General features: G+C 71.3%; 21 protein-coding genes. 7 read left to right on the forward strand and 14 right to left on the reverse strand.

The annotated features are described in order from the left end of the window. Positions 1-125 precede the first annotated feature (125 nt). Complete coding sequence (locus tag GWK16_RS22525; protein WP_170056231.1) at positions 126-1406, forward strand: DUF445 domain-containing protein; 1281 nt, start codon at positions 126-128, stop codon at positions 1404-1406. 10 nt (positions 1407-1416) lie between these two features. Here GWK16_RS22525 and GWK16_RS22530 read toward each other — a convergent pair whose 3' ends face one another. The 3 genes from GWK16_RS22530 to GWK16_RS22540 are packed head-to-tail and all read right to left on the reverse strand — an operon-like array spanning position 1417 to position 2913. After that, a complete protein-coding gene (locus GWK16_RS22530) occupies positions 1417-1896 on the reverse strand; it encodes a hypothetical protein (protein ID WP_170056142.1) in 480 nt (159 codons plus the stop codon). Positions 1897-1936: 40 nt separating this feature from the next. After that, positions 1937-2416, reverse strand: coding sequence for a hypothetical protein (locus tag GWK16_RS22535; RefSeq protein WP_170056232.1), 480 nt, complete (start codon positions 2414-2416; stop codon positions 1937-1939). After that, positions 2413-2913 (reverse strand): nucleoside deaminase, encoded by a 501-nt coding sequence (locus tag GWK16_RS22540; protein WP_338144543.1) that lies wholly within the window; start codon positions 2911-2913, stop codon positions 2413-2415. The genes GWK16_RS22535 and GWK16_RS22540 overlap by 4 nt, the downstream gene beginning before the upstream one ends. A 234-nt stretch (positions 2914-3147) precedes the next feature. Here GWK16_RS22540 and GWK16_RS22545 point away from each other — a divergent pair, with 234 nt between their 5' ends. Both GWK16_RS22545 and GWK16_RS22550 read left to right on the forward strand, forming a co-directional pair. Then, the gene (locus GWK16_RS22545) at positions 3148-3411 is read left to right on the forward strand and encodes a hypothetical protein (protein ID WP_170056234.1); all 264 of its coding nucleotides are present in this window, start codon (positions 3148-3150) and stop codon (positions 3409-3411) included. Positions 3412-3484: 73 nt separating this feature from the next. Continuing rightward, entirely contained in the window at positions 3485-4537 is a 1053-nt protein-coding gene (locus GWK16_RS22550; RefSeq protein ID WP_170056235.1) for an LLM class flavin-dependent oxidoreductase, read from the forward strand. Positions 4538-4549: 12 nt separating this feature from the next. On the opposite strand, the gene GWK16_RS22555 is transcribed toward GWK16_RS22550, so the two are convergent. From GWK16_RS22555 to GWK16_RS22570, 4 genes are all read right to left on the reverse strand, one after another. Beyond that, positions 4550-4861 (reverse strand): hypothetical protein, encoded by a 312-nt coding sequence (locus GWK16_RS22555; protein WP_170056236.1) that lies wholly within the window; start codon positions 4859-4861, stop codon positions 4550-4552. A gap of 44 nt (positions 4862-4905) precedes the next feature. Further along, entirely contained in the window at positions 4906-5397 is a 492-nt protein-coding gene (locus tag GWK16_RS22560; RefSeq protein ID WP_170056237.1) for a host attachment protein, read from the reverse strand. A 70-nt stretch (positions 5398-5467) separates the two neighbouring features. Next, positions 5468-5893, reverse strand: coding sequence for an NfeD family protein (locus GWK16_RS22565; RefSeq protein WP_170056238.1), 426 nt, complete (start codon positions 5891-5893; stop codon positions 5468-5470). Then, complete coding sequence (locus GWK16_RS22570) at positions 5878-6888, reverse strand: SPFH domain-containing protein (RefSeq protein WP_211187658.1); 1011 nt, start codon at positions 6886-6888, stop codon at positions 5878-5880. The genes GWK16_RS22565 and GWK16_RS22570 overlap by 16 nt, the downstream gene beginning before the upstream one ends. Before the next feature lie 105 nt (positions 6889-6993). On the opposite strand from GWK16_RS22570, the gene GWK16_RS22575 reads away from it, so the two are divergent. Further along, positions 6994-7776, forward strand: coding sequence for an SDR family oxidoreductase (locus GWK16_RS22575; RefSeq protein WP_248291565.1), 783 nt, complete (start codon positions 6994-6996; stop codon positions 7774-7776). A gap of 29 nt (positions 7777-7805) precedes the next feature. Next, a complete protein-coding gene (locus tag GWK16_RS22580) occupies positions 7806-8252 on the forward strand; it encodes a MaoC/PaaZ C-terminal domain-containing protein (RefSeq protein WP_170056239.1) in 447 nt (148 codons plus the stop codon). Here the strand turns inward: GWK16_RS22580 and GWK16_RS22585 are convergent. The 5 genes from GWK16_RS22585 to fusA all read right to left on the reverse strand — a co-directional run bounded on the left by GWK16_RS22585 (position 8242) and on the right by fusA (position 14516). Then, positions 8242-9456, reverse strand: coding sequence for a hypothetical protein (locus GWK16_RS22585; protein ID WP_170056240.1), 1215 nt, complete (start codon positions 9454-9456; stop codon positions 8242-8244). The two genes, GWK16_RS22580 and GWK16_RS22585, sit on opposite strands and share 11 nt — an antisense overlap. A gap of 82 nt (positions 9457-9538) precedes the next feature. Beyond that, on the reverse strand, positions 9539-9775 hold the full coding sequence (locus GWK16_RS22590) for a hypothetical protein (protein ID WP_170056241.1): 237 nt from the start codon (positions 9773-9775) through the stop codon (positions 9539-9541). Between the two features lie 82 nt (positions 9776-9857). Continuing rightward, positions 9858-10853, reverse strand: a complete 996-nt coding sequence (locus GWK16_RS22595) for a Bug family tripartite tricarboxylate transporter substrate binding protein (protein ID WP_170056242.1) — start codon at positions 10851-10853, stop codon at positions 9858-9860. A gap of 16 nt (positions 10854-10869) precedes the next feature. Next, complete coding sequence (locus tag GWK16_RS22600; RefSeq protein ID WP_170056243.1) at positions 10870-12282, reverse strand: amidohydrolase family protein; 1413 nt, start codon at positions 12280-12282, stop codon at positions 10870-10872. Between the two features lie 152 nt (positions 12283-12434). After that, on the reverse strand, positions 12435-14516 hold the full coding sequence (gene fusA, locus GWK16_RS22605) for an elongation factor G (protein WP_170056244.1): 2082 nt from the start codon (positions 14514-14516) through the stop codon (positions 12435-12437). A gap of 225 nt (positions 14517-14741) precedes the next feature. On the opposite strand from fusA, the gene GWK16_RS22610 reads away from it, so the two are divergent. Together GWK16_RS22610 and GWK16_RS22615 are read left to right on the forward strand one after the other, a co-directional pair. Continuing rightward, positions 14742-16043, forward strand: a complete 1302-nt coding sequence (locus tag GWK16_RS22610; RefSeq protein ID WP_170056245.1) for a DUF1800 domain-containing protein — start codon at positions 14742-14744, stop codon at positions 16041-16043. Continuing rightward, positions 16040-17239 carry a DUF1501 domain-containing protein gene (locus GWK16_RS22615; RefSeq protein WP_170056246.1) on the forward strand — a complete coding sequence of 400 codons (1200 nt, stop codon included), beginning with the start codon at positions 16040-16042 and terminating at the stop codon, positions 17237-17239. Before GWK16_RS22610 ends, GWK16_RS22615 begins: the two co-directional genes overlap by 4 nt. Positions 17240-17246: 7 nt before the next feature. Here GWK16_RS22615 and uraH read toward each other — a convergent pair whose 3' ends face one another. Next, positions 17247-17609 (reverse strand): hydroxyisourate hydrolase, encoded by a 363-nt coding sequence (gene uraH / locus GWK16_RS22620; RefSeq protein ID WP_170056247.1) that lies wholly within the window; start codon positions 17607-17609, stop codon positions 17247-17249. Between the two features lie 75 nt (positions 17610-17684). Continuing rightward, the gene (locus GWK16_RS22625; RefSeq protein WP_170056248.1) at positions 17685-18869 is read right to left on the reverse strand and encodes a urate hydroxylase PuuD; all 1185 of its coding nucleotides are present in this window, start codon (positions 18867-18869) and stop codon (positions 17685-17687) included. Positions 18870-18990 lie beyond the last annotated feature (121 nt).

Genomic DNA, 18990 nt, shown 5'->3' on the forward strand with positions numbered 1-18990 from the left:
CATCAGGCGGGACGCGGCTCCGGAGGAGAGCGCCAGGGGGTCGGGAAGGCCGAACATGATACGATATGATGTAACACTACGATCCCGCTGGGCAAGGCGCCCGTCGCACCCTATCTCCGCGACCCATGCAGGGCAGCCCCGCGACCGACCCCGACGCCGACCTCCGCCGCGGCCTGCGGCGCCACCGCATGCTGGCCACGGGCCTGCTCGCCGGCATGGGCGGGCTGCTGGTCGGCACCTACTACATGCCCCCGGGCTACTGGACCGAGCTGCTGCAGGCCTCCGCCAAGGCAGGCGTGGTGGGTGGCCTGGCCGACTGGTTCGCGGTGACGGCGCTGTTCCGACACCCGATGGGCATCCCCATCCCGCATACCGCGATCGTGCCGAACCAGAAGGAACGGCTCGGCCGGGCGCTCGGCCGCTTCGTCTCCTCCCATGTGTTCACCGAGGCCGAGGTCCGCCGCGTCATCGGGCGGCTCGACCTCGCGCGCATCGTGCAGAAGTTCCTGGCCGACCCGGCGGCGTCGAAGCCGGCCGCGGCGGCGCTGGCGCGCAGCCTGCCGAAGATGGTCGAAAGCCTCGAGGACGGGCGCGCGCGCCGCCTGCTCGTGCGGCTGCTGCCGCGCATCGTCTCAGGCCCTGCCGGGGCGCGGCTGGTCGCGCGCGTGCTGCGCGCCTTCGTCGCCTCCGGCCGGCACCAGGAGGTGTTCAGCCTCGCCATCGGCCAGCTGAAGGTGCTGATGGCCGCGCGCGAGGAGGCTTTGCGCACAGCGATTGCGACCCGGGTACGGGCCGAGGGCGGCGCGGTGATCGGCTGGCTCGCCGGGGCGACGGTGGCGAAGCGCGTGCTGCATGCCATCAACACCGAGCTCGACAAGGTCGAGCCCGAGGATTCCGACCTGCGCGCCGCCTTCGCCGAATGGCTGGGGCACGAGATCGAACGGCTCGAGACCGATCCCGAGCGCGCCGCGGCGATCGGCCGCGTGCTGCGGGAGGCGCTGGCTCATCCCTCCGTCGCCGCCTGGCTGCTGGATGTGTGGGCGCGTCTCCGGGCCGCGCTCGTCGCCGACGCCCAGCGTCCGGACGGACGGACGGTCGCGCTGCTGACCGGCGTCTTCGCCAATGCGGGCACGCTGCTCGCCGAGGACGCCGGCGCGCGGGAGAGGCTGAACCGCGCGACCGAGGGCGTGCTCATCACGCTGCTGCCTTCCGCACAGGCCCAGCTGTCGGACTTCATCGCCACCGTCGTCGGCAACTGGGATGCCAAGGCGGCGGCAGAGAAGATCGAACTGCGCGTCGGGCGCGACCTGCAATACGTCCGCATCAACGGCACGTTGGTCGGCTTCCTCGCCGGCGGGGCGCTGTTCGCGCTGCTGACAAAGGTCTTCGGCGGCGTCGCGCACTGACCCCGCGAGATCAGCGCCCGAGCCGCACGAGGCCATGGATGAGGCCCACCACTGCGCCCGCGGGGAAGCCGATCGCGCCGAACAACAACCCGAACACGCCGACGCCGATGGCGCAGTTCCCGCTGCTGCCGGGCCGCGTGCAGTCCGGATTGAGCGCCGAGTTCGCGAGTCCGAGCAGCACGCCGCCGATGAGCCCGATCGCGCAGAAGATCGCCGCATAGAGCAGCATCCGGCCGAACATGCCCGCGACCGTTCCCCTGGCACGCGGATCCCCGGCCAGGATCTGCGCCTGGTAGCCCATGGCCTGCACCGCATCCCGCAGCGCCCGCGCCGGCGCGGCCGAAGAGATGGCGATCCGCCCCCGGGCCCAATCCGTCCAGACCTGCGCCGCCGGGTCGAGCCGCCGGATCGCGTCCTGCACCGCCGCCTGGTCCGCCGGCACATGGAGGCCCGACAGGCCCAGGATCACCGCCCCCGATGGTGGCTGCATCGTCATCCGAAGCGGCCCCTGCCCTCTGCCCCCGGACGCATCATCGCCGGCGGCGGCGCAGGAAGGCGAGCGCGAAGCCGATGGGCGCACCGAGCAGGGAGGTGCCGATCGCGATCATCGGGATGCCCATCGCGCAGCCTCCGGAATCCCCCGGCGCATTGCAGGACGGATCGAGCATCAGCGCCGCGATTCCGAGGGCCGCGCCGACCAGACCGCCAAGCACGAAACCTGCGAAGGTGAAGCCGATGACGCGCAGGATCATCTCGCCGATGCCGCGCTCCGGCGCGGTGGGCACGCCATGCAGCAGCGCAGCGATGAAGCCGGCATCCTGCACGGCGCGGCGCAGCGCTTCGCCCGGCACGACCGACTGCACGGCGACCATCCCCTGCGGCCAGTTGGTCCACAGCCGCGCGGCGGGGTCGTCGCGGCGCAACGCCTGCTCGACCCGCATCCGGTCGAGCGCCCCGCGCACGCCCTGCACCGACAGCACGACCGCGTCGGGCGGCGGATCGCCGGTCAATAGGGCACCTTGTCGGCCTGGGCGTCCCAGAGGCGGAAGGCCTCGATCGCCTCCGCCGCCAACAACCGCCGCAGCGGCAGGCGCCGCGCCGGAAGCGGCCGGCACACCTCCTCGTAGATCGCCGCATCGTCGAAACCGATCGCCGCGGCATCGGCACGGTCATTCGCGTAGACGATCTCCCCGATGCGCGCCCACCAGATGGCGCCGAGGCACATCGGACAGGGCTCGCAGCTGGTGTAGATGACGGCGCCGGTCAGATCGTGGGTGCCGAGCGCCGCACAGGCGCGGCGTATGGCGACGACCTCGGCATGGGCCGTCGGATCCTGGTCCGGCACGACGGCGTTGCGGCCTTCGCCGACCACCAGGCCGTCCTTCACCACAACAGCGCCGAAAGGACCTCCGCCCGCCGCGGCCCCCTGGCAGGACAGCGCGATTGCCCGTCGCATGAAGGCCGCTTCGTCCACCGGCATCGTCCCGAACCATCCGACCGCCACCATAGCCGGGCACCGTGGCACCGACGCAACAGGTCCCCGGCAAAGAAGCGCCATACAGCCATCGGGCGAATACGAATCGGGAAAGGACAACCATCGCGAGAACAAGATACTGGGGCTGCACCATGCGTGATCCACCAGATCTGGTGTTCACACAAGGTCAGTGCCTCATCTCGCAAGCAATTGATTACACTGATTCTTTACCCTTAGACTCAGGCGCCGCTCCGGTTTGGGGGAACAATGAGCAGCATTCTGATCGCCTCTCTTCATCAGGAAGAGGTCGCACTTCTCGAGGAACTCCGCGCATCGACGATGTTCCGTCGGTACGAGGAAATTCGCCGCCTTCTCACCCTGTATGACGTGCCGCGCCCCGTCGGGGCCGAGCTCGACGCCATGCTGGCCGAAGTCGAGGCCAAGGCCCTGCCGGACCGCGCTCGCCGGGCGGCGACCTCGTCCATCCTGGCAAGCCTGGGATCGGAGATGCGGCGCGCCGAAGTCGCCTGACAGCAAGCGGCGGTGCGGCGCCGCAGCGATCGCCCCGCTGCCGCCGCGGCGCATTCCGTTCTAGCCTGCCGCCATGACCGGCTTCACCCTGTCCGTCCTCGACCAGTCTTCCGTCGCCTCGGGCCGCACGCCGGGCGAGGCGATCCGGGAGACCCTGGCCCTCGCCCGACATTGCGACGCGCTGGGCTTCCGTCGCTACTGGTGCGCGGAACACCACAACAGCGCATCGCATGCCGGCGCGGCACCCGAGATCCTGATCGCGGCCATCGCCGCGACGACGCAGCGCATCCGCGTCGGTTCGGCCGGGGTGATGCTGCCGCACTACTCCTCCCTGAAGGTCGCCGAGCAGTTCCGGGTGCTCGAGGCCATCGCGCCGGGGCGCATCGACCTTGGCGTGGGCCGTGCGCCGGGATCGGACGGGCGCACCGCCTTCGCGCTGAACCCGAATGCCAACCAGGCTGCCGACCGCTTCCCGGCGCAGGTCATGGAGGTCATGGGCTGGCATGGCGACGGGCTGCCAGAGAACCACCCCTTCCGGAGCATCGTCGCCCAGCCCAACGTCGCGACGCGGCCGGAGATGTGGATCCTCGGCTCGTCCGACTACGGGGCGCAGGTCGCGGGGTATTTCGGCCTGCCCTACTGCTTCGCGCATTTCTTCTCGGATGGCGGCGGATCGGAGCAGGCCATCGCGGTCTATCGCGAATCCTTCGAGCCGAAGCCCGGCATGCCCGGCCGGCTCGCAGCGCCGCATCCCGCGCTCGGGGTCTATTGCCTGGTGGCGGACACGGAGGCCGAGGCGAAGCGCCTGTTCCGCTCGCGCGAACTCTGGCGGCTCAAGCGCGACCGGGGGCTCTACCTGCCGCTGCCGAGCGTCGAGGAGGCGGAGGCGTACCAGTATTCCGACCTCGAGTTCGCCCGCGTGGAGAAGATGCGCGAGGGCGCGATGGTCGGCACGCCGGAACAGGTGAAGACGAAGCTCGAGGCGCTGTCGGCGGCGCACGGCGGCATCGCCGAATTCGCCGTCATCACGCATTGCCACGACCCGGTCGCGCGGCGCCGGTCCTATACGCTGCTGGCCGAGGTGTTCGGCATCAGGGCCGACGGCGTGCCGCTGGCCGCCGAATAGGCTGTGCGGCGGCTACCGCCGGACGAAGACGAAGCGCACGGCCTGCGGGGCCACGCCGTCGCGCCGGGCCCGCCGCGACCGCAACCAGAGAGAGCCCGCGCCCAGCGCACCGGCCACGATCGCCACCGGCACGAGGATGCCGATCGCGAGGATCGCAAGGCCGGCGAGCAGCAGCCCGCCGGTCGCGGCCGCAACGAGCACGCCCCAGGCGCCGAGACGCTCCAGCAGGCGGTCGAAGGTCCCCACCGGACGCGAGGGCTCCGTGTCGCGGAACTCCCCTTCCGGCGTCATGTCGAGGACAGGCGGGCGGCGATGTGGGTCCATGGTGCTTCAGACGTGGCCCATCGATCCGTGCGGATCAAGGGCCGTTACGATCCGTGACGCAGGGCATCGAGCCGCGCGAAGACCTCCGCCCGCGGCAGGCCCGTCAGGTCGTGATGCGCTTCCGCCGCCAGCGTCCGGCGCTGCTCCGGCGGGACGTGCCCCAGCACCGCCTGCGCCACGGGCGCGGGGGCGATCACGGCGAAGCTGTCGGCCTTGCCGCTCCGCAGGGCGGCGACCAGGTCCTCGGCCATGCGGCGCGCCAGGTCGCGCTTGGCATGCTCCTTCGGGCTGTCGTCCTTGTTGTCGTATTCCATCGCGCTGCGCGCGGTGGCGCCGGCCCCGGCGAAGGCGCGACCGGGCTTGTCCTCGCCCTGCGCCGAATCCTTGAGGCGGGCGCCGGGTTCCTCCCAGGACATCAGGGCATCGTACCCGCTCTCGCCGAGGCGCTTGAGATAGGCCTTGCCGTGGCTGCCATTGGCCACGAGGAAGATGCGGCGGGCATGGCCGCCCTCGATGCTGGTGTCATGCTCGGTCATGGCGTCCTCCGTTCGGATCGTTCCTGCCCCCGCCGCGGCCGGCGGGACTTGATCCGTCGCAAGGTAACCGTCAGTCGGGCCGAACGATCAGCGTGGTGCCTTCGACACCTTCCACGCGCACCCTGGTCCCGGCCGGGCTGTCCGACACGTCCCGCGGCAGGCGGGCCGCCCAATCGGAATCGCCCACCCGCACCCGCGGGCCCGACAGGCCGGGTTCGGTGAGGACGCCGAAACGCCCGACCAGACCTGCATCCGGCGTGTTCACCCGGGGGCGGGGATGCTCGGAGCGACGCAGACGCAGCGCCGCGGCGATCCCGGCCGCCAGCAGGACGATGAACACGGTCACCGTCAGCCAGAAGGGCGGGGTCGCCAGCAGCAGCATGAGCCCGGTGCCGACCGCGGCCAGCCCGATCCACAGCAGGAACACGCCGGGCAGAAGGGTTTCCGCGCCGAGCAGCACCAGCCCGACGAGGATCCAGATCAGCGCTGGGTCCACGGCGACGGCACCTCCGGCATCGGCGGGGCCGAGGGACGCGGCGGCGGTGTTCCACCCCCACCGCCGGCCGGTGCCGGCCCACGCAGCAATTCCATCGCCTGGGTGATCCCGCCGGCCATCGCACTGGCTTCCATCGGCACGATCACAAGCTTCTGGGCGTTGTTGCCGGCCAGCACCTCGAACGCCTTCACGTATTTGTCGGCGATGAAGTAGCGCAGCGCGTCGGTGCCGGCGCCGGCGGCGACCTCGGCCACCATGCGTGTCGCGGCCGCCTCGGCCTCGGCCAGGCGCTCGCGTGCCTCGGCGTCGCGGAAGGCCGCCTCGCGACGGCCCTCGGCGGACAGGATCAGGGCCTGCTTCTCGCCCTCGGCGCGCTTGATCTCGGCCTCCCGTTCGCCCTCGGCCTTGGCGACGGTGGCGCGACGCTCGCGCTCGGCGGTCATCTGCAGGTTCATCGCGCGGATGAGGTTGTCCGGCGGCTCGATCTTGCGGATCTCGACGCGGCTGACCTTCACGCCCCACGGGTCGGTTGCCCCGTCCAGGATCGTCAGCAGCGAGGAATTGATGCGTTCGCGACCCGACAGCGTGGCGTCGAGTTCCATCTCGCCGATCACGGCGCGGATGTTGGTCATCGACAGCGCGGTCAGCGCGATGCCGAGGTCCTGGACGGCATAGGCCGCCTTCGCCGGATCCATGACGCGGTAGTAGACGATGCCGTCCACCGCGACCGTCGCGTTGTCGCGCGTGATGACGGCCTGCTCGGGGATGTCGAGCACCTGTTCCTGCACGTTCACACGCCGGCCGATGCCGTCGATGAACGGGATGATGAAGTTCAGGCCCGGCCCGAGCATGCGGGTGAAGGCACCGAAGCGTTCCACCGTCCAGACCTCGCCCTGCGGCACGGTGCGGATGCCGCGCGTCGCGGTGAGCACCGCGAGGAACAGCAGGACGACGAGGACGATCGAGGACGCGGAGATGATGCTGAACATATCCATGGCGGGCGACGATACGCCCCCCGGGCCCGGAACGGAACGACGCCCTTGCGACCTGGCGCACAACCCGGAAGCATGGGCTGAAGCCTTTCAGGGAACGGAACCGCCATGAGCGCCTGCAACACCCCGCTGACCGTGGATCTCACCGGCCTTCGGGTCGCGATCAGCGCCGGGGCCGGCGGCATCGGCCGCGTCATGGCCGATGCCTTCGCTTCCCGCGGTGCCCGCGTCTTCGTCTGCGACGTCGATGACGAGGCTCTGGCCACCTGCCCGCATCCGAAGATGCGCGCCGACATGGGGGAGACCGCCGATTGCGAACGCTTCGTGGACGAGGCGGCCGCGCAGCTCGGCGGTCTTGACGTACTGGTCAACAACGCCGGCATCGCCGGCCCCACCGCCCGCGTCGAGGACGTGACCCCCGAGGCGCTGGAAGCCACGCTGCGCATCGACCTTGCGGCGATGTTCCACTGCGCGCGTCGCGCCGTGCCGCATCTGCGCGCCGCCGGCCGCGGGTCGATCGTGAACCTCTCCTCGGCCGCCGGGCGCTTCGGCTTCCCGCTGCGCAGCCCCTATGCCGCGGCGAAATGGGGCGTGGTCGGCTTCACCAAGTCGCTGTCCATCGAGCTCGGCCCCGATCGCATCCGGGTCAATGCCATCCTCCCGGGCCTGGTCGCCGGCGACCGGATCCGGCGCGTGATCGAGGCCAAGGCCCAGGCCCAGGGCGTCGCCTTCAAGGAAAAGGAGGGCGAGCTGCTGAAGGACGTCTCGATGCGGACCTATGTGACGCAGCACGACATCACGAACATGGCGCTCTACCTGTGCTCCCCCTTCGGCGCGACGATCAGCGGCCAGGCGCTGGCCATCGACGGGGACCTGCAGCGGCTGGGATGACGGCCCCCGCTGGCGTAGGGTCGGCGCCGATGACCGACCCGATCCGCTCCCTCGACGACCTCGCGCCCGGCATGGCGTGGGACCTCGGCACGCTGACCCTCTCGCTCGAGGAGGTGGTCGCCTTCGCGTCGAAGTACGACCCGCAATACTTCCACCTCGACGCCGAGACGGCGAAGGAGAGCATCTTCGGCGAACTGGTGGCGAGCGGGCTGCACACCCTCTCGGCCGTGTTCGGGCGCGTGATGGGCAGCGGGTTGCTGTCGGCGGTCTCCCTCGGCGGCAACCAGATCGATACCAAATGGCCGGCGCCGTTGCGGCCCGGCGAGGAGATCGCCATCCGCACCGAAGTCGTGGAGGTGCGGCCGTCGCGGACCGGCCGATCGCTGGGCATCGCGAAGTTGCGGCATACGGCGCGGCGGCTATCGGACAACGTGATCGTGCTCGACGCGCTGGGGACGCATTTCCTCAGGCGCTGAGGCGCCGTTCCGTCACCGCGCCGTCCGCCAGCGCGACCGACACCAGCACCGGATCGGCGATGTCCGGCGCGCCATTCCCGGTCATCAGCACCAGGTGGCGTGGGCCGGGCAGGACGCTGCGCACCGCGGCCATCGGCAGCGTCGCGCGCCACAGCACGCGCCCATCGGGCGCGATGCGTATCAGCCCGAGGAACTGGTCAGACCCCGCGTGCAGCAGCAGAAGGCTCTGCGGGTCCGACGCCAGGATCGGCGCCGCGGTCCCGGCCGTCAGGAAGCCCGCAGAGTTCAGCCCCGTCATCCCCGCGACCAGCGCGAGGTCCAGCAGTCGTTCGGCCTGCCCCCAACGGTCGGGCATGTTCGCGGGCCAGCTGGGCGGCGCGGCCGAGGCCAGGCGCACGGCGCCCCGCCACAAGGCCTGGCCCGTGCCCGGCGGCGGGCCGGCGGGGGACAGGAAGCGCCCGTCCTGGCCGCGCGGCGGCAGCGGCGGGATCAGCTTCTCGGTCGCCGCCGGCAGGCCGAGCCAAGCCTCGCCGAGACGCGCCTCGTTCACCCGGAATGCCGTCGGACCACCCTGCCCGACCGGCGCCGCCGCATTGACCGCCGGCAGGGGCCGGTCCGCCGCGCCCTGGGCGACCGAAGCGTGGAAGTCGCGGGGGTCGATCCGCCAGGCGGGCCAGTTCGGCGCCACCTGCAGCAACAGCGCATCCGCCACGCGCCAGGCCGAGCGGGAGGTCGCATCGGCAACCGGCAGGCCGGGATTGAGCTCGGCCAGACCCGGCTGGTCCGCCAGCACCCGCCCGTCGACCGCCGAGAGCGCGCCGATGCCGCCGAGCCAGGTCCAGATTGTCGCTCCCTGCTCGGCCATCAGCCCTGCGTCGCGCAGCGCACCGAGAGGCACCGAGGCGAGGTAGGCCTCGAAGCGCGGCGCGAGCGTTGCGGCGTCGAGTGCCAGCAGGTCGATCCGCTCGCGCGGCGGCGGGGCATCAGGCGGATCGGTCGCGTCCTGCTCGGCGCGCCGCGTCAGCAGGAAGACGCTGTCGTCCTGGCCCACCCGTGCGCGGAGCAGCGGGGGCAGCAAGCGACGGGGGCCATGGCGCTGCGGCGGCGGAGGCCCCTCCGGCCACAGCATCCAGGCGGTGCCGGCGATGCCCCCGAGCAGCAGCGTCCCGGCCGTGCCGAGCACGACCCGGCGTCCGAGCGACATCGGCTGACGACCTGGCAGGACAGGTCCGGGCGGGGCGCCATTCATCGCGACGGCGATCTCCGGCCGCCGGCGCTCCGCTGCTTCAGCGGCAGAGGCAGGTCCACCCTGCCCCGCCGACATCGCGTTGCGCGGAGAATTGCGCGTCGGAGAGGAAGCCGAGCTTCGGCCCCATCCGGCAGACGCCCGACCCGCGCGCGATGCGCCTCTGGTCCGGACTGCGGCCGACCGCCGCGATCCGGCTGCTGGCGCAGTGGACGTCGTCATCGGCCTGCGCGGCGACGGGGGCGACCAGCGCGGCCACGGCGAGGGCGAACCTCATGCCTGGACTCCTCCGGTGGGACGGCACGGCGAGGATGGGCTTCCGGGCAGGCGCGCCGCAAGGCCGGAACGATCCCCTGGCCCTACTCCACGCGCGCGCCGGAAACCTCCACCAGGCGCCGCCAGCGGGGCGTTTCGCTCGCGATCATCGCGGCCAGGGCCATCGGGCTGTCGCTTGGCGCGGGGTCGTAGCCCAGCGGGCGTAGGGCATCGCGGAAGGATGGCTGGGTCGCCACCTGGCGGATGCCGGCGAACAGACGCCGCACCTCGGCCTCCGGCGTCGCGGCTGGGACCATCATCGCGTTCCAGGACCGGATATCGATGTCGCCGAGGCCGAGATCGGCATACTCGGCAAAGGACGGCACGTCGGGCAGCAGGCCGAAGCGCCGCTTGCTGCTCACGCCCAGCGCACGCAGCCGGCCCGCCTCGACATGCGGGATCAGCGCCGTCGGCAGGTCCGCCGCCCCGTCCAGCACGCCGGCGACGGCATCCGTCGTGGCCTGCGCGCCGCCGCGATAGGGCACCTGGGTGATGGGCGCGCCGCTGGCCGATTCCAGCGCGGCGAGCGTGAGGTGGCTGACCGTGGCGACGCCCGAATGCGCAAGGCGCATCGCGCCGGGATTGGCCCGCGCCCAGGCCAGCGTGCTGCGCAGGTCGGTCCAGCCGCGCTCGTTGGCGCGCTGGGCATTCACCACCAGCAGCACCGAGGCATCGGTGATCTGCGTGACCGGCCGCAGGTCGCGTACCGGGTCGAAGGGCATGGAGCTTTGCAGGAAGGGCGCGGCGCAGATTGTCGCCGCGCCGATGATGCCGATCATGGTCCCGTCCGGCGGTCCCTTCGCGACGGCGTCGGCGCCGATCAGCCCGCCCGCGCCGCTGCGATTGTCCACCACCACAGGCTGGTCGAGCACTGCCGGCAGCCGATCGGCCAGCACGCGGCCGAGGCTGTCCACGCCACCTCCGGGCGGAAAGGGCACCACGACGCGCAACGGGCGCCGCGCGCCCTGCGCCCGCAGCACGCCGGGCGCGGCGAGAAGCGACGCGCCCGCAAGGAGGATCGAGGATCGGCGGGGGATCATGCGGGTCGTCTCCCGGTCAGGCGTGGGCGGGTGCGGCGCGACCTGCGCGCTCGGCGACGCTGCGCGGGATGCGGCCGCGGCGCAGCGCTTCCTGCCAGACGCGCTCGATGGCCGCCGCACCACGGCGCGTCACGGCGCGTTCGTCCGCGACGGTCACCCGACCGTCGCGGAGCAGTTCGCGGCCCTCGACCATGACGAGGGAGAGGTCGGCCGCGCTTCCGTTCGTCACGAATGCCTTCAGCGGGTCCCAGACCGGCTGGTAGCGCGAGGAGGAGAGATCGATCGCGATCAGGTCCGCCCGCGCGCCGGGCGCGACGACGCCGAGGTCCGGCCGCCCGAGCGCCAGCGCCGCGTCGCGCGTCGCCGCGCGCAGCACGCGCGGGGCCGACAGGCCGTGCGGCGCCGCCGACTGCACCTTGGCGAAGATGGAGGCGGTGCGGAGTTCCTGCACCATGTCGAGCGTCACGCCGTCCGTGCCGATGCCGAGGCGCACGCCCGACGCCTCGAACCGCGCGAGGGGCACGAAGCGGCCGCTGCGGGCGAAGGCGAGCGGGCAGGATGCGATCGCCGCTCCGCCCGCGCGGGCCAGCTCGAGCTCGTCATCCGTCGCGTACATCGCATGCGCGAGCACCACCCCTTCACGCAGCAGGCCGAGGTCGCGCAGATGCTCCATCGGCGCCTTGCCGTGGCGCTGCCGGACGATCTCGACCTCGTGCAGGTTCTGGGCGGCGTGGATGGAGACGATGGTGTCCATCTCCCGCGCCTTGGCCTCCACGCGCCGCAGCAGGTCCGGGGTGCAGGAATCCGGGCCATGCGGGCCGAAGCCGACGCGGGTGCGGCCACGCGGGCCTTCGTCATGCGCCTCGATCAGGCGGACGATGGCGTCGAAGCCGGGATCCGCGCTGCCTTCGGGGCGATAGAGCGGCGTGCCGTCGGGGGCCATGTCGAGGCCGGGCGTCGAGAACAGGTAGGGGCAGGAATAGCTGCGCAGGCCGAGGCCCCGCGCCCGCGCGATGAAAGGCGCCTGCTGAAGCCGATAGACGTCGAGCACCGTCGTCATGCCGCAGCGCAGCCCTTCGAGCAGCGCCATCTCGGCGGCGTCCCCGACCTCCGCCTCGGTCATGATCTCGGCGGCGAGGTCGCCCATCGGCATCAGCAGCGAGAAGACGATGTGGCCCGGCAGGTCGCCCGGCGCGATGTCATCCGCCAGGCCGCGGAACATCGGGCCGGACATGGCGTGGTTGTGCAGGTTGATCAGGCCGGGCAGCAGCAGCGAACCGGGCAGGTCGATGCGGCGCGCGTCGATGGCGGTGCCGTCGGGCAGGACATCGAGAATGGCGCCGTCGGCGCCGACCAGCACGGCATGGTTCTCGCGCAGGCCGCCTTCCGGGCACCACACCCAGCGCGGCGCGAGCAGCGTCATCGACATCCCGACATCCCCCGGCGGCAGGCCGGCGGTCCGGCATTGCCTCTCCGCAACGATGCGGCGGCGGGCGGCCCCTGTCGAGGCCCCGAAACGCAGGACGGCGCGGAGGGTCTCCCCTCCGCGCCGTCCCGTGAGACCCGTTCAGGCCGGGATGATCAGGCGGACTTCGCCATGATCTCGTCCGCGACGTTGCGCGGCACCGGATCGTAGTGGTGGAACTGCATGGAGAAGGACGCACGGCCCTTCGTCATGCCACGCAGGTTGGAGATGTAGCCGAACATCTCCTTCAGCGGGACATGCGCACGGACGATGACCGAGGTGCCGGCCATGTCCTGCGACTGGATCACGCCGCGGCGGCGGTTCAGGTCGCCGACGACGTCGCCGACATGGTCCTGCGGGGTGGTCACCTCGACGTCCATGATCGGCTCGAGGATGACCGGGCCGGCCTTCTTCATGCCTTCGCGGAAGCAGGCCTTGGCGGCGATCTCGAAGGCCAGCGCCGAGGAGTCGACGTCATGGTACTTGCCGTCGACCAGCGAGTACTTGAAGTCCACCGTCGGGAAGCCGGCGAGGACGCCGGTGTCGGCCTGGACCTTGATGCCCTTTTCGACCGCCGGGATGTACTCCTTCGGCACCGCGCCGCCGACGACGCCGTTCACGAACTCGATGCCCGTGTTCCGCTCCTTCGGCTCGAAGATGATCTTCACTTCCGCGTACTGGCCCGAGCCGCCCGACTGCTTCTTGTGGGTGTAGGTCTCGGTGTGCGGCTTGGTGATCGTCTCGCGGTACGCGACCTGCGGGGCGCCGATGTTGGCGTCCACGCCGTATTCGCGCTTCAGGCGGTCCACGATGATCTCGAGGTGCAGCTCGCCCATGCCGGACAGGATGGTCTGGCCGGTCTCCTGGTCGGTGCGCAGGCGGAGCGAGGGGTCCTCGCCGGCCAGCTTCTGCAGGCCGAGGGTCATCTTCTCGATGCCTTCCTTGGTCTTCGGCTCGACCGAGATGTCGATGACCGGGACCGGGAAAGCCATGCGCTCCAGCACCACCGGGTCGGCGGCGTCGGCCAGGGTGTCACCCGTGCCGGTGTCCTTCAGGCCCACGAAGGCCGCGATGTCGCCGGCGAAGACTTCCTTGATTTCCTCACGCTTGTCGGCGTGCATCTGGAACATGCGGCCGATGCGCTCGCGCTGCCCCTTCGTCGTGTTCATCACCATGTCGCCCTGCTTGAGGACGCCGCGGTAGACGCGCACGAAGGTCAGGTTGCCGTACTTGTCGTTGATGATCTTGAAGGCGAGGCCGGCGAAGGGCGCGTTCTCGTCCGCCGGGATCACGCGGCGCTCGGCGGTGTCGTCCTGGCCTTCCTCGGGGGCGACCTTGATGCCCTCGATGTCGACCGGGGACGGCAGGTAGTCGATCACCGCGTCCAGCAGCGGCTGCACGCCCTTGTTCTTGAAGGACGACCCGCACACCACCGGGCGGAACTCGCCGGTGATGGTGCCCTTCTTGATGGCGCGCTTCAGGAGCTCCACGGGGACGTCGCCGTCCTCGAGGTACTTCTCCATCGCCTCGTCATCGGCGGCGACCACGGTGTCGAGCAGCTTCTCGCGGTACTCGGCGGCCTGGTCCTTGAGGTCGTCCGGGATCTCGACCTCGTCGTACTTCGCGCCGAGGTCGTCGCCCTGCCAGACCAGCGCCTTCATCTCGACGAGGTCGACCACGCCCTTGAGGTTGTCCTCGATCCCGATCGGGATCTGCAGCGCGACCCAGTTGATGCCGAGCTTCTCGGTCAGCGTCGCCGCCGCGCGGAAGAAGTCCGCGCCGGTGCGGTCCAGCTTGTTGATGTAGATGATGCGCGGAACGTTGTAGCGGTCGGCGAGGCGCCAGTTCGTCTCGGACTGCGGCTGCACCCCCGCCACGCCCTCGATCACGAACACGGCGCCGTCGAGCACGCGCAGCGAACGGTTCACCTCGATGTTGAAGTCGATGTGGCCGGGCGTGTCGATGACGTTGATGCGGTGGCCCTTCCACTCCGCCGTCACGGCGGCGGAGGTGATGGTGATGCCGCGCTCACGCTCCTGTTCCATGTAGTCGGTGGTGGTGGCACCGTCATGGACTTCGCCGATCTTGTGCGACTTCCCGGTGTAATAGAGGATGCGCTCGGTCGTGGTGGTCTTGCCGGCGTCGATATGCGCCGTGATCCCGATGTTTCGGATCTTCTCAAGCGGGGTGCGCGCCACGATGGGCCTCCATAAGCAGAAATGGGCGCCCACGCCGAAGCCTTCGCCCCGCGCCGCCCTCAGGTCTCGCCGATCAGTCGGTCGCGGCTATCTGCTCTGTCCGGGCGCGGTTTGCAAGCGCAACATGGCCGAAAGGTCACGCGCCGCCCGTTTCCCGGCCATGTCGTCCAGGCAAGTCACGCTTTGTCGCATGTCCGGAAAGGATGGATCGCGTAGCATGCCCGCATGGACCTGAAGGCCGCCATTGCCGCCGTCCGCTTCGGCCAGGGACGCCGCCCCGGCGACCCGATCCCGACCGACCCGGTCGCCTGGCTCGATTCGCAACTCGCGCCCGGCCTGCCCGGTCCCGCGCTGCCCGAGGACCTGCCGAAGGATCTCCCCGCCCTCTATCTCGCCGCGGCCGAGGACACCGAACGCCTGCGGACCGGCGGCCAGGGGCGTCCGAACCAGCAACTGATCAACCGCGCGGAGACCACCGCGGCCCTCGGTCTCGAGATCGCCGGCGACCAGGGCTTCCGCGAAAGACTGGCGTCGTTCTGGACCAACCACTTCTCGATCGCCCGATCCCGCGTGCAGTACGTCGCCGGGCATTATGTCAGGGAGGCGATCCGCCCCCACGTCACCGGCCGCTTCGAGGACATGCTGATGGCGGTGGTCCGCCACCCGGCCATGCTCGGCTACCTCGACAACACGGCCTCGGTCGGGCCGAACAGCCCGGCGGGACAGCGCGGGCGCCGGGGACTCAACGAGAACCTGGCCCGCGAGGTGCTGGAACTGCATACCGTCACCCCGGCCTCGGGCTACGGCCAGGCCGACGTCACCGCCTTCGCGGCGGTGCTGACCGGCTGGAGCTTCGATGGCGCCCGCCCGCCCTACGGCTTCCTGTTCCGACCCAACGCCCACGAGCCCGGCGAGAAGACCGTCCTCGGGCGGCGTTTCGCCGAGGGGGAGCAGGGCGGGATCGCCGCCCTGCACTTCCTCGCCAACCACGACGCGACCCACCGCCACCTCGCCACCAAGCTCGTGCGCCACTTCGTGGCCGACGATCCGCCGCCGGCAGCGGTGCAGACCATCCATGGCGTGTTGCGCGACACCCGCGGGGACCTCGGCGCCGCGGCGAAGGCGCTGGTCCGGCTGGAGGCGGCCTGGGATCCGCCCCTCGGCAAGTTCCGTTCGTCGCATGACTACGTCGTCGCCGCCCTGCGCGCGCTCGAGGCCCCGATCGAGGTCGCCGACAGGGCCTTCGGCGGCCTCCAGTATCTCGGCCAGCCGATGTGGAATCCGCCGGCACCCATCGGTTTTCCGGATACGAGCCGCGACTGGGCCGCGCCGGAGATGATGGTCCGGCGCATCGAATGGTCGAACGGCATCGCGACCCGCGGGGCAGGCCGCGACGCCGCCGCCCTGGCCGAAGCCGTCCTCGGACCGCTCTGCCGCCCGGAGACTTTGCGGGCGGCCAGCCGCGCCGGATCCGCCCGCGACGCGCTGACCCTCGTCCTCACCAGCCCGGAATTCCACCGCCGATGAGCGCGCACCAGCCCGCCTTCGGGCGCCGCACCGCCCTGCTCGGCCTCGCCGCGGCCCTCACCCTGCCCCGCGCCCGCGTCGCCTTCGCCGAGGCGCCGGGCGAGGCCCGGCTGGCCGTGGTGCTGCTGCGCGGCGGGCTCGACGGGCTGTTCGCCGTGCAACCCTATGGCGAAGCGGATTTCCGGGAACTGCGCGGCGGTCTCGCCCTGCCGGAACCGGGCCAGGAGGGCGGGCTGCTCGACCTGGGCGGCCGCTTCGGACTGCATCCCCGCCTGACCCAGATCCACGCGATGTATCTGGCGAACGAGGCCCTGCCCATTCACGCGGTGGCGGGGAACTGGCGGTCCCGCAGCCATTTCACCGCCCAGGACCTCCTCGAATCCGGGGCAGACCACCTGATGTCGAGCGGCTGGCTGAACCGGGCGCTGTCCACCCTGCCGGCGCGGCCGGGCGCGCAGCCGACGGGGCTCTCGGTCGGGACGGACCTGCCGTTGATGATGCGCGGGCCGACACGGGTCGGGACCTACGCGCCGCGCGGTGCGGGCACGCCGCCGCCGGATCTCCTGGCGCGCATCGCCGAGCTCAACGCGGCCGACCCGGTCGCGGGGCCGGCCATCGCGGAGGGCCTGCAGGCGCGCGGCTACGCCATCTCGACGCTCGGGATGGACGCCACGGCCCGGCCACAGCCTGGGGGCGCCTTCCGCGCCCTGGCGATCGCCGCCGGCCGGCTGCTGGCCCAGCCCGACGGACCGCGCGTCGCGGCCTTCGAGCTGAATGGGTGGGACACCCATTCGGCCCAGGCGAACCGGCTCAACGCGCCCCTGTTCCAGCTCGACGAGGGTCTGGGTGCCCTGAAGGAGGCCCTGGGCGAGCACTGGCGCCGAACGGCGGTGCTGGTGGTCACCGAGTTCGGCCGCACGGTGCGCGTGAACGGAACCGGCGGCACCGATCACGGCACCGGCGGCGTCGCCTTCGTCCTCGGCGGGGCCGTGGCGGGCGGAAAGGTCGGCGGGGCTTGGCCGGGCCTGGCCCAGGGCCGGCTGTTCGAGAACCGGGACCTGGCGCCGACGACGGATCTGCGCAGCCTCGCCAAGGGATTGCTGCGCGACCATCTCGGCCTTCCCGGCCAGGCCGTGGCCCGCGCCTTCCCGGGCAGCGAGGCCGCCGCGCCCATGGCCGGCCTGCTCCGCGCCTGAGCGGGCGTCAGGACCCGCGATAGGTGGTGTAGGACCAGGGGCTGCAGAGCAGCGGTACGTGATAGTGCCCCACCCCGTCCGCGAGTCCGACATTGACCGCCACGATGTCGAGGAAGAGCGGCTCCGGCGCGATGCCGCGGGCGCGGAAATAGGCGCCGACGTGGAAGCGCAGCTCGTAGCGGCCGGCGCGGAAGGCGCCAGGGGGCAACATCGGGTCGCGCGGGCGGCCATCCGCGTTGGTCACGGTCTCGACCACCTGGGCGGGCTCGGGGTCGAGGCGCCAGAGTTCGATCTTCACGCCCTCGGCCGGAATGCCCTGGGCGGTGTTGAGGACGTGGGTCGACAGCGTACCGGGGCCGTTGCCTGTCATCGGCGAGGATCCTTGGTGTCGGCGGCCGGCCTTCCAGGACCGCTCCGCCGGTTGGGGAACACGTACCGCGCCGGCTCAGTCCGGCGGCGCGCCGGCGGCGACCCAGGCGAGGAGCTTCGCCCGTTCCTCCGGCGTGATATCGGTGAGGTTGCCAGGCGGCATGGCCTCGGTCTGCACCTGCTGGCGGAGCCCTGCGGCCCAACGGCGGATCTGCTGCGGCGTCTCGAGCATCACGCCCTTGGGCGGGGCGGCGAAGCCGTCCATCGTCGGACGGGCGGCATGGCAGGCGACGCAGCGGCTGGCGACGATGGTCTGGACCTCGGCGAATGGCGGGGCCTCGGCGGCCGATCCCGTCGCGCGGTCCGGCGCACCGGCCCAGACCAGGAAGGCGACGACGGCCGCGGCGCCGGCGGGCAGCCAGACCGGGTTCTTCCCCTTCTGGCGCGAGACGAAATACTGCCGCACGAGCGCGCCCGACAGGCCGATCGCCAGCAGCACCGCCCAGTTCCAGCGCGACTGCCAGGTCATGGGATAGTGCGGCGAGATCATGATGAAGAGCACCGGCAGCGTCAGGTAGGTGTTGTGGACGCTGCGCTGCTTGCCCCAGCGCCCGTATTTCGGATCCGGCGCCTCGCCCTTCTGCATCGCCGCGACCATCTTCCGCTGGCCCGGAATGATCACCATCGCGACGTTGGCGACCATGATGGTGCCGGTCATCGCGCCCACCTGCAGGAAGGCGCCGCGACCGCCGAAGACGTGGCAGGCGGCGAAGGCGACAACGGCCAGGGCAGCCGCGCCGATGACGCCGAGCAGCGCCTCGTTCTCGCCGAGCTTCGAGCGGCAGACCAGGTCGTAGGCGACCCAGCCGCCGGCGAGCATCGCCGCGCTCACCAGCACCGCGACCCAGGCCGGCATGTCGAGCACGGCAGGATCGACCAGGTAGGTCGAGGCCTGTCCCCAATAGATCAGGACGAAGAGCGTGAAGCCGCTGATCCAGGTCCAGTAGGCCTCCCATTTGAACCAGTGCAGCTTTTCCGGGAGTCGCTCCGGCGCCAGCAGATATTTCTGCTTGTGATAGAATCCGCCGCCATGGACCGACCATTGCTCGCCGGCGACGCGCGGATTGCCGTCCTTGGGCGGGTCGAGCTGATTGTCGAGGCCGATGAAATAGAAGGACGTGCCGATCCAGGCGATGCCCGTGATCAGGTGCAGCCAGCGCACCAGCAGATTGGCCCAGTCCAGAAGATAGGCAGCGTCCATGAAGCATCCCCGCGCGACGCAGGCGGTCGCCGCAGTGCAGCATTGCGGGCGGATGGCGAGCGGGGCAAGGGCTTCGGCAGGCTTGTGCGGCAGGGCTTTCGGAGGCAGGAAGCGGCCCCTT

The sequence above is a fragment of the Neoroseomonas marina genome, assembly GCF_012927745.1.
GTDB classification, from domain to species: domain Bacteria; phylum Pseudomonadota; class Alphaproteobacteria; order Acetobacterales; family Acetobacteraceae; genus Neoroseomonas; species Neoroseomonas marina.